The organism is Novosphingobium gossypii (genome assembly GCF_050433305.1).
GTDB classification, from domain to species: domain Bacteria; phylum Pseudomonadota; class Alphaproteobacteria; order Sphingomonadales; family Sphingomonadaceae; genus Novosphingobium; species Novosphingobium gossypii.
This window is the reverse complement of record NZ_JBNPXM010000004.1, coordinates 284,140-298,159: the sequence shown is the minus strand read 5'-3', so window position 1 is coordinate 298,159 and position 14,020 is coordinate 284,140. Positions and strand designations below refer to the sequence as shown.

Here is a 14,020-nt window from a genome sequence, read left to right as displayed (position 1 = left end):
CTGAACGACATGGTTTGTTCGATAGTGTTGACGTCTCGTCAACAATCACTGCTGCACAACGAAGGATAGGTATGGACAAAGACGCGGAATAATGACAATGTATTTACAGGTTTCAGGCGCGATATATTGATGCGCGTGGGATAAGGTGTGGTATTGAATATTTCAGTATTATCTTTTATGTTCAATTTCAGAACGATATACTGAAAGGTGGTAAGGTCGGCGTCTCCGCCACCGGCTCATCCAGGCACATTCGCGACCATCCGATAAGGCTCTGAAAAATCAGGTCTTTCGGGTGATTCGCGTCCACCCGCATCTGCCCCTGTTCGCCCGCAACCGATTTGTCGTGTAGTATAAAGTACGGGATAAATATTGGATGGGTAAGCTCTCTGCGACCGCTGTTAGGAATGCCACCAAGCCGAACCGGCTTGGCGATGGTGATGGACTATTACCCGGTGGCAGCAAGAACTGGGTGTGCCGGGTCCAGAAGCACAGCAACAGTCCTGACTTTGGAATTGAAAGCGCTGCGAAGGTTTCTCTTGCCCGGACCCACGACCGTGCCCGAGGAATCTGCAGCTGGGTAAAACTCGGCCTCAATCCCGTCTTCGAGCGGCGGAAGGCTGAAGGCTTCTCCACCTTCAAGGAAGCCACAGCCAACGTTCTAGCTGCCCAACGCAAAACCTGGCGCAATGAAAACACGAGGGCCAATGGCTGTGCACGCTCGAACACATGTGTTTCCGAAGCTGTCCAACGTCAGGTTTCAGAGCTGACGGGGCCGACGATGAAAACCATGGCGGTCGTCCGCGCGGTGATCGAGGCGCACGGGCCACATGTAGACTTCGCCTAGGCCCGTGGCGATCGGCCCCATCTCGGGCGCGACGCCCTCGGGCAGAGTGCCGTCGAGCGTCGCCAGCCGTTCGTTCACCTGCTGGCGCGAAGTAGATATCGGTGGCATCCGTGAAGACGGCGGTGACCTGGGGCAAAGCCGTTGCGGCTGAGCGACCTTGTATGTTCAAGCCCCTGAATACCCGAAAGGGCCGTCTCGATGGGGAAGGCCACCTGGCTTTCGACCTGTTCGAGCGAGAGCGCAGGCGCGCTTACATTGACCTGGACCTGATTGTTGGTGACGTCTGGAACCGCGCCGATCGGCAGGCGCTTGAGCGACCAGCAGCCGACAAGGCAGGCGATGAGGGTCAGCAGCAGCACCAGCCAGCACCGCGCGACAGAAAAGGAAACGATGGCATTGACCATGGCTCAACGCTTGTGCTCCGCCTCGCCTTTGCCGAGTTCGGCCTTGAGCATGAAAGACCCGGTCGCGGCGATCCGCTCTCCGCCCTTGAGGCCGCGCGTGACGAGGACATTATCTCCCTTTCGCCGTACACACGAAGACGGCTGGCCGCCTATCGATGGTTTGGATGGCGGCCTTGCGGAACCAAAATGGCCTTTGCCCGTACCTCCAACGGCAGCGCCACTTCAGCGTTCACCGTCTCTCCCACGCGCCACCGGCCCTCCTGGTTATCGAGCGTGGCTATTGCCGGAATCAAGAGGGTTTCGAGATCAAGCACCGGCGAGAGGAACCGGATAGTAGCCTCGTCGCGGCGCCCCGGCGCCGTCACGACTACCGCTGCACCGGGCCGCAAACGGGCCGCGTTGCCGTAGGCGCAGTGTTCATCCGTCAGCCGAACACTGAGGTTCACCTCGATGACAGGTCAGGGGCCTGCGGGTCGAACAGAAGGAAGTCGATGCCGTAACCGCGCGACGTGACAATGGCCGGATCGCCAAATTCGACAGCAGCATGGCCTGGATAACCTACGATCCGAGTGACGAGGATCGCCCGCGAAGGCGCCAAGGCCGGTGCCTGCGGCCTACGAAATCGACTGGACGGCTGACAGCGTGCCGTGCCTGGCCTCTGCAGCTATGATTGAAAGCTACCGTTCGGTTACCCCGAATTTTGTGGCAGGAATGCCTCAAGCCATATCTCTATCACGGCCTCACCCTTGCGGCTGCTCAAGAGACGATTGCCGGTCCCCAGGTGCGGACCGGCAGGTTGGCGGGAGTAGCGAACGATCGACGCAGCTCAGTTCGAGTTGTGGGCTATGGCTCGTGTCGAAACCCGCCATTGGCCACCGTCCGCCAATGTTCGGACGTCTTCCACCTAAGGGTGCTCTGACGTAGGCGGTGTTTCCGAGCTCGAGGATCGGTCTTCCGCCGCCGACGCAGGCGTGGCGCTACCGCCAGCCAGTATACCGTTCAGGGATTCGCCGTTCATTCCGAGCTCCGCCATCAGACCATCAATGAGCGGTCCGCCTACCCGGTAGCGAAGCGCCGCGGCAACGGCTGCATCAGCAAGGTTCTCACGCCCACCAACACTTGTGCCTTCCGCAATGCCATTTCCATGAAGCCCTCGCGCATCGACGATGCTGATCCGGTCGATATTTTCCATGGGCTTGCTTGCGGCCGTGATTATTGAAGGCAGGGCCTCCAGCATTGCCTTGCGAAGCAGCAGAGCGGTTTGCGCGTCGTTGAGCAAATTGGTCGCTTCGTTGATCGCGGCCTGACCCGCTGCATCAACTTCGAAGGCCGCCTGGCGACCCTGAGCCCGTGCCTTCTCTGCATCGGCCTCGGCGGTCGCCTCCGTCCGGAGAGCGCTCGCCCGCGCTTCAGCCGCTTCCTTCTCCGCCGAAGCCGCCACGGTGATGCCGACGGCATCCTCTTGTGCGCGCTGAGTAGCGGCGATCACCGCAACGTTCTTGTTGCGATTGGCGATTTCGGTCGCCTTGGCTGTGGCGACGCTTTCTTCAGCCTTTACGGCAAGCGCGCGAGCCTCATTTGCAGCGGCCGTCGCCGTCGATTCTTCCTCCGACTTCTGTGCTGTCTGCACGGCGGTGGTGATACGGGCGATCTCAATCGTGCGGTCGCGCTCGATGGCCGCTGTCTGAACGGCGCCGTCGCGCGCGATGGTGGCAGTCTGGATGACTTTGTCCGCTTCCGTCTGCGCTACGGTCTGTGCCTGTTCCGCCGTAATCCGCGCGATCTCGGCAAGCCGGGTCTGCTCGGCCTCGGCTGTCGCGATCGCGGTTGCCTGTTCGGCGCGGCGAGCGGCCAGCGTCTGCTCCTGGGTCAGACGCGCCTGTTCGGCAGCCTGAGCGATCTCGAGCGACTGGTTGTTCGCCTCCAAGTTTCGCTGTTCGATCTCGACGCGGTTCGTCGCAACGATGTCGTTGCGGATTTTCTTGCGTTCCTCGATCGTGCGCGTGAGTACGGTCAGGCCTTCCGCATCGAAGGCGTTGTTCTCGTTGAAGTGTTCGAACGCGGTCTGATCGAAATGGGTGATGCTGACCGATTCGAGCTGGAACCCGTTCATATCGAGGTCGGTCATCAGCGCTTCCTGCACCTTCTGAATGAAATCGGCGCGATTGGCGTGCAGATGCTCCATGGTCATCGTCGCGGCAACCGACCGGAGCGCTGAAACCAGCTTGCCGTCGAGCAGGGATTTTACGGCATCGGCGCTGTTGACTGAATCGCCCAGTGTCTGCGCGGCAGCGGCGATCGATTGCGCATCCGGTTTCACCTTGATGTGAAACAGACCGATCACGTCGACGCGCAATTTGTCCAGCGTGATCAGCGCGTCCTTGTTGAGGCGCGACACCTCAAGCTTCACCGTCGTCAGGCGTACCTGCATAAGTTCGTGCAGCACCGGAATGACCATGATGCCACCGTTCAGGACGACCTTCTCGCCCCCAAATCCGGTTCGGATGAGCGCGACGTCCTTGGTGGCGCGCCGATAGAGACGGGTCAGGATGATCCCGATTACGACAAGTGCGACAAGGACGATGCCAGCGTAGATCAGGATGTTCAGAAGTGATGCAGGCACAATGAAATTCCCCCGGAGAATGTGCGCAGAATATGAACTCAGATTGGATTCAAGGATGTGGGCCGGTCCGCCATCGCAAAGAATAGCTTGCCTTCGCGACGTACGAGAAGCGCCGACTCGCCGGTACCGATGGTGTCGTCGTCCTCGTGCGGCTCAAGCATTACGAAATGAGCCTGTCCATGATGATCTATTACTTTTGCCCGGGCAGGAAACCCGCGTCGAGCTGTGCCTTCGAGGACCGTGCCGCGCCGCCTCAGCAGATCGTCAGTGGACACAACCGTCGACTCGAACCTCGGCATGACACGGGCCAGCCCGTTCGCTGCAGAGGTGTTCAGCACCGTGCCGATGAGCAACGCCGCGGCGGCTGCAGGGCCTGGATGAAGTGGCGCACCAGAAAGTGCAGTCATGGTTTGTTGAGCCGCAAGGCCAGTCACCGTGAAGCACCCCAGCAAAGATGTGAGCCAAATCAGGACAGGAAGCTCACCACCCAACCCGAGCCAGGCAAGAACACTGTCCCCGGCATCGGGTGGTCCATCCCCATCGAGGTCGAGATGGCCCAGCCCTAGCCCGACGACCTCAATCAAACCAATTCCAACCATGATCAAAAACGAAAATGTGAAAGGAATGTAAGGAGGTGTCAGAAGTTGCGCGAACATCAGCCATGACTATCATGGCAAAGTCGGCTTGTCAGGTGGAACTGGAGCAGCTCTCACGTAACGTAATTTGGCTGCGCATTAAGGGCCCGAGCCACAGTTCACATCATCCAGAAACAGCCTCTTCCAGCCATTTTTGTCCGTCTCGGCATGGATGCTGGAGTTTCCAATCCGGCTCATAGCGAACATCCGCAGAGGATTTTTCCTGCCGAGTTACAGACGGTCCGCTTTCGAGATTAAAAGCGCCAACCGTTTACTACGAAGACGCCAGCAGTTTTCAAAGGACCGCCATCGCTTCCAACTGACGCTCTGCAGTCTTAAAGTGGCGCTCAAAGTTGTCGCTGTTCCTGCCAATCTGCCGCTCTGCGCACCGGCTTGCCCGGCGCCACGCCATTGAGCAGCCAGTTGCCCGAGGCGTGATAGCGCCACTGGTTGGCATCGTGGACGGTATGTGTGCGGGCATTGCGCCAGTGGCGGTTGAGGTTGAGCCCCTCGTCCGTGCTCGCGCTGCCGATCAGGGCGAAGACGTCGTTGCCGATCTCCACCGAGACGTCCTCGGCAAAAGCCTTGGCCTCGGCCACGGCGACCGCCGCCAGCGCGGCGGTTTCCGCCGTCAGGTCCGCATTCGCCGCATCGAGCTTGCGCGAGGCCCGCTCCAGCAGCGCTTCGGAGGCATGGTAGCGGGTAGAGAGCTGCCCCAGCCGGTGCAACAGCAGCGGGTCTTCGCTGGCCGAAGCCACCGGCGCACCCAGCCTTGGCCGCCCGCGCCCACGGATCACGCCAACCGCTTCAGCCAGGGCGTCCTGCGCAATGCCCACGTCGATCGCGGCGTGGAGCAGCGCGCCAAGGCTATGGAACAGGCTCGGCCGCTCGAACAGGCGCCAGTGCTCCACGACCTGCGAGGGTTCAACCGCCACGTCATCCAGCACGGTGGTGCCGCTGTAGGTCGTGCGCTGGCCCATCGCATTCCAGTCCGCCTCCACCGTGACTCCGGGCGCATCGCGCCGCACATAGACGAGAACGAGCCGCTCCGCCTCGTCCAGCGCCGCCACCGGGATCCAGTGCGCCGTCAGCGCCCCGGTGCAGTAGAACTTCCGCCCGTTCAGCCGCAGACCGCCGTCAGTCCCCCGCGTCAGTCGGGTCTTGAGGTCTAGCGCCGAGGAACCGCCCCGCTCCGCCTGCGCATTGCCGAAGCGCGCGCCTGCCAGCAGTTCAGCAAAGAAGAACGCCTTCTGCTCCCGCGTCCCGTCCTGCCTGATCGCATCAACGAAGACGAAGTGGTTCTGCGGCAACTGCCCAACCGCCGCATCCCCCGCCGACAGGATCTGGAACACCTTCACCAGCGTCTCGAACGATACGTCCGCGCCGCCATGCTCGCGCGGCACGGTGATGCCGAACAGCCCTGCATCCGATAGCCAGTCGAGCGGTTCGAAGGGAATCGTGCGCAGACGATCCCGCTCCGAGGCGCCTTCCGCCAGCCGCCGCGCGAGTTGCCGCGCAACGTCCAGCGCCTCCGCGTCGGAAGCGATAACGCGCGCCGCCTGCCTGTCAGCCGATTGCCTCTGGATTGCCGTCGCCATCGTCACTCCGCCGCGATCTTGAGGTCAGGCTTCGCTACGGGTGCGAAGGGCACGTTCGCCGATGCCGTGCTCACCGTTCCACGTGGATGCTGCCACAGGCCCTCGCGCTGGAGCACGGGCAGCACGCCCTCGCCGAACCAGTAGGCTTCCTCCAGGTGCGGCACGCCCGAGAGCACGAATTCCTCGATGCCCACTGATGCATATTCCTTGATCCGCTCGGCGATCTCGGTGTGGCTGCCGACCAGCGCGGTGCCCGCGCCGCCGCGCACCAGGCCGACGCCCGCCCACAGGTTGGGACCGACCAGCAGGTTGTCCTTGCTGCCGCCGTGGAGCGCAAGCATCCGCTTCTGCCCTTCCGACTGGCTGCGCGAGAGGCCTGACTGGACGTTGGCAATCGTCTCCGGTTCGATCGCGTCCAGCAGCCGCTGCGCCTCCGCCCACGCCGCCTCCGACGTATCGCGGGCGATGACGTGAAGGCGAATGCCGAAGCGCACCTTGCGCCCCTGCTCGGCAGCGAGGCCGCGGATCCATTCCACCTTCTTCGCCACCGCTTCCAGCGGTTCGCCCCAGGTCAGGTAGACGTCGCTGTGCCGCGCCGCGACCGCACCCGCCGCCGCCGAGGAACCGCCGAAGTAGAACGGCGGGATCGGATCGGGCAGGCGCGGGATATGCGCGCCCTCGACGTGGACGTGCTGCCCCTTGTAGGTCACTTCTTCCCCGGCCCAAAGGCGGCGCACCACCTGCAGCCACTTGTCAGCGCGGGCGTAACGGTCGTCCTTGCCGAGGAAGTCGCCATAGGCGCGCTGCTCGTGATCCTCGCCACCGACCACGATGTTGAGCAGCAGGCGTCCCTTCGACGCGTTCTGGAAGGTAGAGGCCATCTGCGCGCCCAGCGTAGGCGACATGATGCCGGGGCGGAAGGCGACGAGGAACTTCAGGTGATCGCTTACCTCGTTCAGCATTGCGGTCATCAGCCAGGCATCCTCGCACCAGGCCCCGGTCGGGGTGAGCGCGGCCTCGAAGCCGATCTGCTCGGCGCTGCGGGCGATCTGGCCGAGGTAGGAGATGGTCGCCGGGCGTGCGCCCCCGGCGACGCCCGCAGGCACGCCGTGACCGCCGCCGACGATGAAGCGGCTGTCGCCATAGGTGGGAAGGAACCAGTGGAACTTGAGGCTCATGTCGTGTCGTCCGTCTATGTGAGGAGTGTCAGGCCGCGTCCGCCTTGGCCAGCGCGTCGAAGCGCAGCGGCTCGGGCGGAACGCGCAGGTTTGCGGGGTCGCGGTAGCGGGTGCCGAAGTGCTCGGCGGGAAGACGCGGACCGGCGCCGAACAGGCGCTCGCGCAGGGTCTCGCCCCCGGCGTAGCTTTCGCGGTAGCGGCCACGGCTGCGCAGTTCGGGCACGACCAGTTCGATGAAATCGCGCGCGGTGTCGAAGCTGTGGTACTGGCGCAGGTTGATGCCGTCGATCCCGTCGACATCCAGCCAGCGCTCGATCTCGTCGGCGACCACCGTCGGCGTACCCGCCACGAAGAAGCGATCTTCGTTGAAGCCGGACAGGTTGTCGATCACGTCGCCCACCGTCTGGTCGGGCTTGCTGCGGTCGATCTGATGGTTCCAGCGGTGGTCGGTGGCGGCGATGTCGGCCACCCGCGCGTCACGCGGGAACGCCAGATAGTCGATCGCCGACTGGGCATGCGCAAGGCGGCCCTGCACCGACAGGTTGCGGCGATAGCGCTCCAGTTTCTGCGTCACCTCAAGGTCGCTGCGCCCGGCGATCACGCCGGCCTGCACGATGAACCGGATAGAGGCCGGATCGCGCCCGTGCGCGGCGGCTCGGGCGCGCATGTTGGCGATGTTGCGGCGCACCTGCTCGGTGGTGAGGCCGCCGGTGAAGACGACCTCGGCGTGACGCCCGGCGAACTCCATGCCCGCCGGCGATCCGGTCGCCTGGAACAGCACCGGGGTACGCTGACGCGACGGCTGCGACAGGTGCGGCCCGGCGACGCGAAAATGCTCGCCCTTGTGGTGGATGTAGCGAACCTTGGCAGGGTCGGTATAGATGCGATTGTCGCGGTCCTGGATCACCGCGTCGTCGTCCCACGATCCTTCCCACAGCTTGTAGAGCACGTCGAGGTATTCGTCGGCGATCTCGTAGCGGTGATCGTGCGCGACCTCTTCGGCGTGGCCGAAGTTCTCGGCCGCGTTCTTGAGGTACGAGGTGACGATGTTCCAGCCAACCCGGCCTTTCGTAAGGTGGTCCAGCGTGCTCATCCGCCGCGCGAAGGCGAAGGGCGGCTCGTACGTGGTGGAGAAGGTGACGCCGAAGCCGAGGTTCTTCGTGACCGCCGCCATCGCCGGGATCACCAGCAGCGGGTCGTTGTTGGGAATCTGCAGCCCCTCGATCAACGAGGTTTCGGGGCCACCGCGGAAGCGGTCGTAGGCACCCACCACGTCGGCCAGGAAGATCGCATCGAACGCGCCGTGCTCGCACAGCTGGGCGACCTCGGTCCAGTATTCGATGTCGTTGAAGCGGTGGCGGTTGTTGCCCTCAAGATGCCACAGGCCGTGGACGATGTGGCTGACGCAGTTCATCTCGAACAGGTTGACGTGCAGCTTCCTGGGTTCAGGCATGTTCAAGGCTCCGGTTGGGATCGACGGGAAGCACCGCGTCGATGAGCGCGCGGGTGTAAGGATGGGCGGGACGGGCGAAGACCTCCTCGACGCCCCCTTGCTCGACGGCGACGCCGTCCTTCATCACCAGCACACGGTCGGCAATGCGGCGCACCACGCCAAGGTCGTGCGAAATGAACAGGCAGGACAGGCGGAGCCGCTCTTTCAGATCGGCCAGCAGGTCGAGCACTTGCGCCTGGACATAGACGTCGAGCGCGGAAACGGGTTCGTCGCAGACGAGCACATCGGGCTTGGGAGCAAGGGCGCGGGCGATGGCCACGCGCTGGCGTTGCCCGCCCGACAGCTCGATGGGCCGCCTGTCGAGCACCGAAGTGTCGAGCTGGACCAGTTCAAGCAGCTCTCTGGCACGCTCTGCGCGGTCCAGATCCCGTTCAGTACCGGCCACCGCAATGGCCTCCTCCAGCACCCGGCGGACAGTGTAGCGAGGGTCGAAGCTGGCCAGGGGATCTTGAAAAACAACCTGAATTTTCTTGCGCTGGGTGCGGCGCTCGGCCCCGGAAAGGTCGCGCCAGCGCTTTCCCCGCAGCCGCACCTCGCCTGCGTCGGGCTGCTCCAGCCCCAGCACCAGCCGCGTCAGCGTGGTCTTGCCCGAACCGGATTCTCCCACCACCCCAAGCGTTTCTCCGCTTCGCAGGGTGAACGAAACGTCATTCACAGCGGCGCGAGAACGTTTGTCAGGCCCAACAAAACTCTTTGAAATGCGGCGAGTTTCCACGATAGGCTCACCCTCCGGCGGCCGCACCAAACGCAGCGGAACCACGCCCCGCGAACTAGCATGCAACGCCCGCGCCGCTGCCAGAAGCTCGCGGGTATAGGGATGATCGGGCGCGGAAAGGATGCGCGCAGCAGGCCCCTCCTCCACGATATGACCATGGTTCATAACGATAATTCTGTCAGCCAGGCGAGCCACCACGGCCAGGTCGTGACTGACGATCAGCATCGCCCGATCGGGCCTTCGCAATGTCTCCAGCAACCGCACGACCTGCGCCTGAACCCTCGCATCAAGCGCCGTGGTCGGCTCGTCCGCAATCAGCAGTTCAGGATCGCACGCAATCGCCGAAGCGATCAACGCCCGCTGCCGCTGCCCGCCGGAAAGCTGCGAAGGCCGCTGCAAAACGCGCAATTCCGGCTCCGGCACGCCCACCGAACGCAGCAGGTCGAGCACCTTCTCCTGCCGCGCCCGGCGGCCGAGCGAGGTGTGCAACCGCAGCGGCTCGCCCACCTCCTGCCCGATGGTCCGCAGCGGATCGAGCGATCCCAGCGCGTCCTGCATCACGAAACCGATGCGATCCCCACGTACCTGTCGCCAGTCGGTCTCGGTGAAGGAGCTGGTATCCTGACCGTCGAAGCGGACAGCGTCGGCGGAAATCCGTGCTCCCGGGCCGGTCTGCCCGATGATGGTCCGCGCGGTGACGCTCTTGCCGGAACCGGACTCACCCACCAGCGCGACGCACTCGCCTCGCCGGATCGACAGAGAGATGCCGCTGACCCGCGCCGGTCCGGTCTCGGTGAAGCGCACCGTCAGGTCGCGTATGTCGACAAGCGGGGTCTCTGTGAAAGGCGTCAGCGCATTCATGCCGTCTTGCCCTCCCCACGGCGGATGACCTCGCGCCCGATGGCGGAAACGGCCAGAACCGTAAGCGTCACGAGGATCGCAGGCGCCGCGACGAGCCAGGGCGCGACGGACACGAAATTGCGTCCCACCGCCAGCATCGCGCCCCATTCCGGCGCGGGCGGCGGCGCGCCGAAGCCGAGGAAGCTCAGCGCCGCGGCAAAGGCAATCTTGTCACCTATGCCGATCACCGCCAGCAGCAGCGCGGGCTTCACCGCATTCGGCAGGATGTGCCTCCACACGATCGTCGCGCGGCGCAGGCCGAGCGTGGTCGCCGCCTCCACGAACGGCGCATTGCGGATCGTGCGCGTGGTCGTGCGCACCAATCGGGCGTAGCGCGGCATCGTGGCGATGCCGATGGCGACGATCACGTTGGTCGTGCTCTGTCCCCAGAGCGTGATGACGAGCAGCGCGAAGAGGATGCTGGGTAGCGCCGCCATGACGTCTGCAAAGCGCATCGACGCGGAGTCCGTCACTTTGCCACCAAGCCCGCCGAAAAGACCAACGACGATCCCGATCCCGAGCGAAATCGCCATCGCCGCGACCCCGAGGCCAAGCGACGCCCCGGTGCCATGTATCAGTCGCACCAGCACGTCGCGACCATTCTCGTCCGTTCCAAGCCAGTGCTGCGCGTCGGGAGGCAGGAAGGCGAGGTTCGCGTCGGCAGCCTGCGGATCCACCGAAGTCAGCAGCCCGGGCGCAAGAGCAGCGATTGCGAGCAGCACGGTGAAAACCGCGGCCAGTGCAAGCGAGGGATGAACGGCTTTCAGCCGCTGTACCAGCGCGGTTGCCTCCGGCGCGGTTTGCCCAGTGCGAGGCGGCAGCCAGATGGTCGTCCCATCGGGCGTGAAATGGGTATGGGCGAGAGCGGCGGTAGCTGCTGGTGGCGTCATGATCGTGCTCCTTCCAGTCCGGTCAGGATGCGAGCGCTGCTTCGCGCGCGGGGCTTGCGTAGCGATTGTCCGGGTGCGGCAGGCCAAGATGGTGGCGCAGTGTGGTCCCGGTGTACTCGTGACGGAACAGGCCGCGCTTGCGCAGGATCGGCACGACCTCGTCGACGAAAATCTCGGCGCCGGAGGGGAACATGTCCGGCATCAGGTTGAAGCCGTCTGCCGCGCCGGCACGAAACCACTCCTCCAGCGTGTCGGCCACCTGTTCCGGGCTGCCCACGACAAGCCGGTGACCGCTGCGGATGCGGCGTGAGAGCTGGCGCACCGTCAGGTCCTCGCGCCGGGCGAGGTTCACCTGCGCCTCGAAGAAACCGTGCGACCCGCGCTCGTAATCGACCACGTTCCCAAGCTTCTCGAACGGCAGCGGGGCATCAAGATCCAGGTCCGACACCGGCACGCCGATCCGCTGTGCGATCTGTCCGGCAAGGCCGCTTTCGCCCTGATAGGCATCAAGCGCATCGCAGCGACGTTGTGCCTCTTCCTCGGTGCTGCCGATCACGGTGGACAGGCCGGGCATGATCTTGAGATGCTCGGGATTACGACCCCAGGTGCGTGCGCGGGCCTTCATCTCGTTGTAGAACGCAATGCCATCCGGAAGCGTCGTCTGCGTGGTGAAGATCGCATCCGCCCAGCGCGACCCCAGCGCCTTGCCGCCTTCGGACGATCCTGCCTGAACCACGACGGGGCGGCCCTGAGGCGAACGTGACACGTTCAACGGCCCGCTCACGCGGAAATGCGTGCCTTCATGGTCGATGCGGTGGACCTTGGACGGATCGGCGAAACGGCCATCCTCACGATCTGCGACAATCGCGTCGTCCTCCCAGCTGTCCCACAGCTTGAGTACGACATCAACGAACTCGTCCGCCCGTCCATACCGGTCCGCATGAACGGGGGCGCCCGTAAGCCCGAAATTCTGGGCCGCGGCATCGCCTGCGTTGGTGACGACGTTCCAGGCGGCACGGCCACCGCTGATGTGGTCCATCGACTGCAACCGCCGTGCTAGGTTGAACGGGCTGTTGTATGAGCTTGAGCAGGTCGCGATCACGCCGATATGTGTGGTCGCCAGCGCCACGGCAGTCAGCAGGACAGTCGGCTCCAGCCGCCCGGCGGGCTGGCTGGCGACATCGCCGCCGAGCGCCGGACCATCTGCGAGGAAGATCGCATCGAGCGTCCCCCGTTCCGAGATGCGCGCGATGTTCTGGTAATAGCTCACGTCCATGCAGGCGCGGGGATCGACCTCACCCAGCCGCCACGCGGCACCATGGCCGCCATGCCCGAGGATGTTCATGCCGATACTCATCTGCCGTGGCGACTTGCTCATGACCCGTCTCCCATTCAGGCCGCGCCGACGGCGGTTGTTTCAGGGGTAGCCTCAGCGTCGGAATCCTCCGGCTTGGCCGGGTTCCACTGCTCGGCCCATTGCTTGCGGAAATCAGTACCGTTGAGGAAATGATCGCCCAGCACCTTCTCGCGCAGGATCGCGGGGTTGTGTGAGCCGAGGGTCCGCGCATTGCGCCAGTGCCGATCGAGGCGGCGGCTTTCCTGCGTGGCAGACGATCCGCCGACCTCGAAGAGCAGCGCGGCGATCTCCGGCACCGAATGGACCAGAACCTGCTGGCCCTGATAGGCACGACGGTCTGCCTCCAGGAAAAGGTCGTCGTCCGGCGCGCCCGCAAGATAGCTGGCATAGGCGGCATCGAGGGCGGCGGAGACGCTATCGACGATGGCTTCGGCAGCGAAGACATGGCTGGCGATCTTGCCGACGACCCGCTGGACGAGCGGGTCGTTACGCGGATCGCTGTTGCCCGGAACGCCGAAAGTGCGCGTCTTCGCCTGGACGAAAGCGATCGCATCCCGCTTCACGGCCCGCGCGATGCCGGTAAGAGCGGATAGATGGAATTGCTGGTAGAAGGCGGTGATGTAGCTGTCGGCACGGAATTCGCCCGGGTTGAAGCGGCGCAGGATTTGCGCCTCCTCTACCCGAACATTGTCGAACACGGTCGAGCCGCTGCCAGTCAGCCGCTGGCCGAAGCCATCCCAGTCGTCGATGCGGGTGACGCCTTCGGCATCGGTCGGGACGAGGACACTGACACGCGCCTCACCATCCCTGGCGGCGGCGGAAACCCAGTCGGCGTAGAGGGTGCCGGTGCAGTAGTACTTGCGCCCGTTCAGCCGGTAGTGATCGTCCTCACGGACGAGTTCGAGCGTGGTCTCGGTGGCGCTGGTCCGCTCCGCCATGGCCGCGCCGACGAGAGCCCCCGCGACGATGCGCTCGAACCAGGTACGCCGTACCTCCGGCTGCTCGTCATCGTTGAGGCGGATTTCCACGAAGGCGAAGTGCGCGCGCAGGATCTGGACAAGGTTGGAATCCGCCTCGCCCAGTTCCACCAGCAGGCGGAACAGTTGGGCGATGGTCGCGCCACTGCCGCCCTCGGTAATGGGGATGCGGACAGCGCCGAAGCCCGCCTCGCGCAGCCAGTTCACTTCTTCGTGCGGCAGGCGGCGTTCGATCTCTCGGGTGACGGCGCCCTCGGCGATGCGCGCGAAGATCGGCCGGAAGCGGGCAGCAAGATCTTCCCAGACGGGCGGTTCGATGGACGGTGCGTTCCTGACTTCGGGCTTGCGCAGTTCGACGACACTCATGAGTTTCACCTGTTCTTGCG

11 protein-coding genes and 1 pseudogene are annotated in these 14,020 nt (G+C 64.2%); 1 reads left to right on the top strand and 11 read right to left on the bottom strand.

The genetic code is table 11. The features are described from left to right. Positions 1 to 373 precede the first annotated feature (373 nt). Positions 374 to 844 carry an integrase arm-type DNA-binding domain-containing protein gene (locus tag GGR40_RS10665; protein WP_429276219.1) on the top strand — a complete coding sequence of 157 codons (471 nt, stop codon included), beginning with the start codon at positions 374 to 376 and terminating at the stop codon, positions 842 to 844. Here the strand turns inward: GGR40_RS10665 and GGR40_RS10660 are convergent. The 11 genes and pseudogenes from GGR40_RS10660 to GGR40_RS10610 form a co-directional block, all read right to left on the bottom strand. After that, positions 788 to 1,248: pseudogene (locus GGR40_RS10660) on the bottom strand (efflux RND transporter permease subunit); the annotation flags it as partial. The gene GGR40_RS10665 and the pseudogene GGR40_RS10660 sit on opposite strands and share 57 nt — an antisense overlap. Before the next feature lie 149 nt (positions 1,249 to 1,397). Beyond that, complete coding sequence (locus tag GGR40_RS10655) at positions 1,398 to 1,694, bottom strand: efflux RND transporter periplasmic adaptor subunit (protein ID WP_429276218.1); 297 nt, start codon at positions 1,692 to 1,694, stop codon at positions 1,398 to 1,400. Between the two features lie 458 nt (positions 1,695 to 2,152). Then, a complete protein-coding gene (locus tag GGR40_RS10650; protein ID WP_429276217.1) occupies positions 2,153 to 3,871 on the bottom strand; it encodes a flotillin family protein in 1,719 nt (572 codons plus the stop codon). Between the two features lie 38 nt (positions 3,872 to 3,909). Next, entirely contained in the window at positions 3,910 to 4,527 is a 618-nt protein-coding gene (locus tag GGR40_RS10645) for an OB-fold-containig protein (protein ID WP_429276216.1), read from the bottom strand. Positions 4,528 to 4,853: 326 nt separating this feature from the next. After that, positions 4,854 to 6,104, bottom strand: coding sequence for an SfnB family sulfur acquisition oxidoreductase (locus GGR40_RS10640; RefSeq protein ID WP_429276215.1), 1,251 nt, complete (start codon positions 6,102 to 6,104; stop codon positions 4,854 to 4,856). Between the two features lie 2 nt (positions 6,105 to 6,106). Further along, positions 6,107 to 7,282 carry an LLM class flavin-dependent oxidoreductase gene (locus tag GGR40_RS10635; protein WP_429276214.1) on the bottom strand — a complete coding sequence of 392 codons (1,176 nt, stop codon included), beginning with the start codon at positions 7,280 to 7,282 and terminating at the stop codon, positions 6,107 to 6,109. Between the two features lie 28 nt (positions 7,283 to 7,310). Continuing rightward, positions 7,311 to 8,735: an NtaA/DmoA family FMN-dependent monooxygenase gene (locus GGR40_RS10630; protein WP_429276213.1), complete on the bottom strand. Its 1,425-nt coding sequence runs from the start codon at positions 8,733 to 8,735 to the stop codon at positions 7,311 to 7,313. Next, positions 8,728 to 10,371, bottom strand: coding sequence for a dipeptide ABC transporter ATP-binding protein (locus GGR40_RS10625; protein ID WP_429276212.1), 1,644 nt, complete (start codon positions 10,369 to 10,371; stop codon positions 8,728 to 8,730). Before GGR40_RS10625 ends, GGR40_RS10630 begins: the two co-directional genes overlap by 8 nt. Then, positions 10,368 to 11,300 carry an ABC transporter permease gene (locus tag GGR40_RS10620; protein WP_429276211.1) on the bottom strand — a complete coding sequence of 311 codons (933 nt, stop codon included), beginning with the start codon at positions 11,298 to 11,300 and terminating at the stop codon, positions 10,368 to 10,370. The genes GGR40_RS10625 and GGR40_RS10620 overlap by 4 nt, the downstream gene beginning before the upstream one ends. Before the next feature lie 22 nt (positions 11,301 to 11,322). After that, positions 11,323 to 12,678 carry an LLM class flavin-dependent oxidoreductase gene (locus GGR40_RS10615; RefSeq protein ID WP_429276210.1) on the bottom strand — a complete coding sequence of 452 codons (1,356 nt, stop codon included), beginning with the start codon at positions 12,676 to 12,678 and terminating at the stop codon, positions 11,323 to 11,325. A gap of 14 nt (positions 12,679 to 12,692) precedes the next feature. Beyond that, the gene (locus GGR40_RS10610; protein ID WP_429276209.1) at positions 12,693 to 14,000 is read right to left on the bottom strand and encodes an acyl-CoA dehydrogenase family protein; all 1,308 of its coding nucleotides are present in this window, start codon (positions 13,998 to 14,000) and stop codon (positions 12,693 to 12,695) included. Positions 14,001 to 14,020 lie beyond the last annotated feature (20 nt).

Coding starts and splice junctions, on each gene's coding strand:
- GGR40_RS10630 (WP_429276213.1), bottom strand. CDS start 8,735: ATGCCTGAACCCAGGAAGCTGCACGTCAACCTGTTCGAGATGAACTGC.
- GGR40_RS10635 (WP_429276214.1), bottom strand. CDS start 7,282: ATGAGCCTCAAGTTCCACTGGTTCCTTCCCACCTATGGCGACAGCCGC.
- GGR40_RS10645 (WP_429276216.1), bottom strand. CDS start 4,527: ATGTTCGCGCAACTTCTGACACCTCCTTACATTCCTTTCACATTTTCG.
- GGR40_RS10615 (WP_429276210.1), bottom strand. CDS start 12,678: ATGAGCAAGTCGCCACGGCAGATGAGTATCGGCATGAACATCCTCGGG.
- GGR40_RS10620 (WP_429276211.1), bottom strand. CDS start 11,300: ATGACGCCACCAGCAGCTACCGCCGCTCTCGCCCATACCCATTTCACG.
- GGR40_RS10610 (WP_429276209.1), bottom strand. CDS start 14,000: ATGAGTGTCGTCGAACTGCGCAAGCCCGAAGTCAGGAACGCACCGTCC.
- GGR40_RS10665 (WP_429276219.1), top strand. CDS start 374: ATGGGTAAGCTCTCTGCGACCGCTGTTAGGAATGCCACCAAGCCGAAC.
- GGR40_RS10640 (WP_429276215.1), bottom strand. CDS start 6,104: ATGGCGACGGCAATCCAGAGGCAATCGGCTGACAGGCAGGCGGCGCGC.
- GGR40_RS10625 (WP_429276212.1), bottom strand. CDS start 10,371: ATGAATGCGCTGACGCCTTTCACAGAGACCCCGCTTGTCGACATACGC.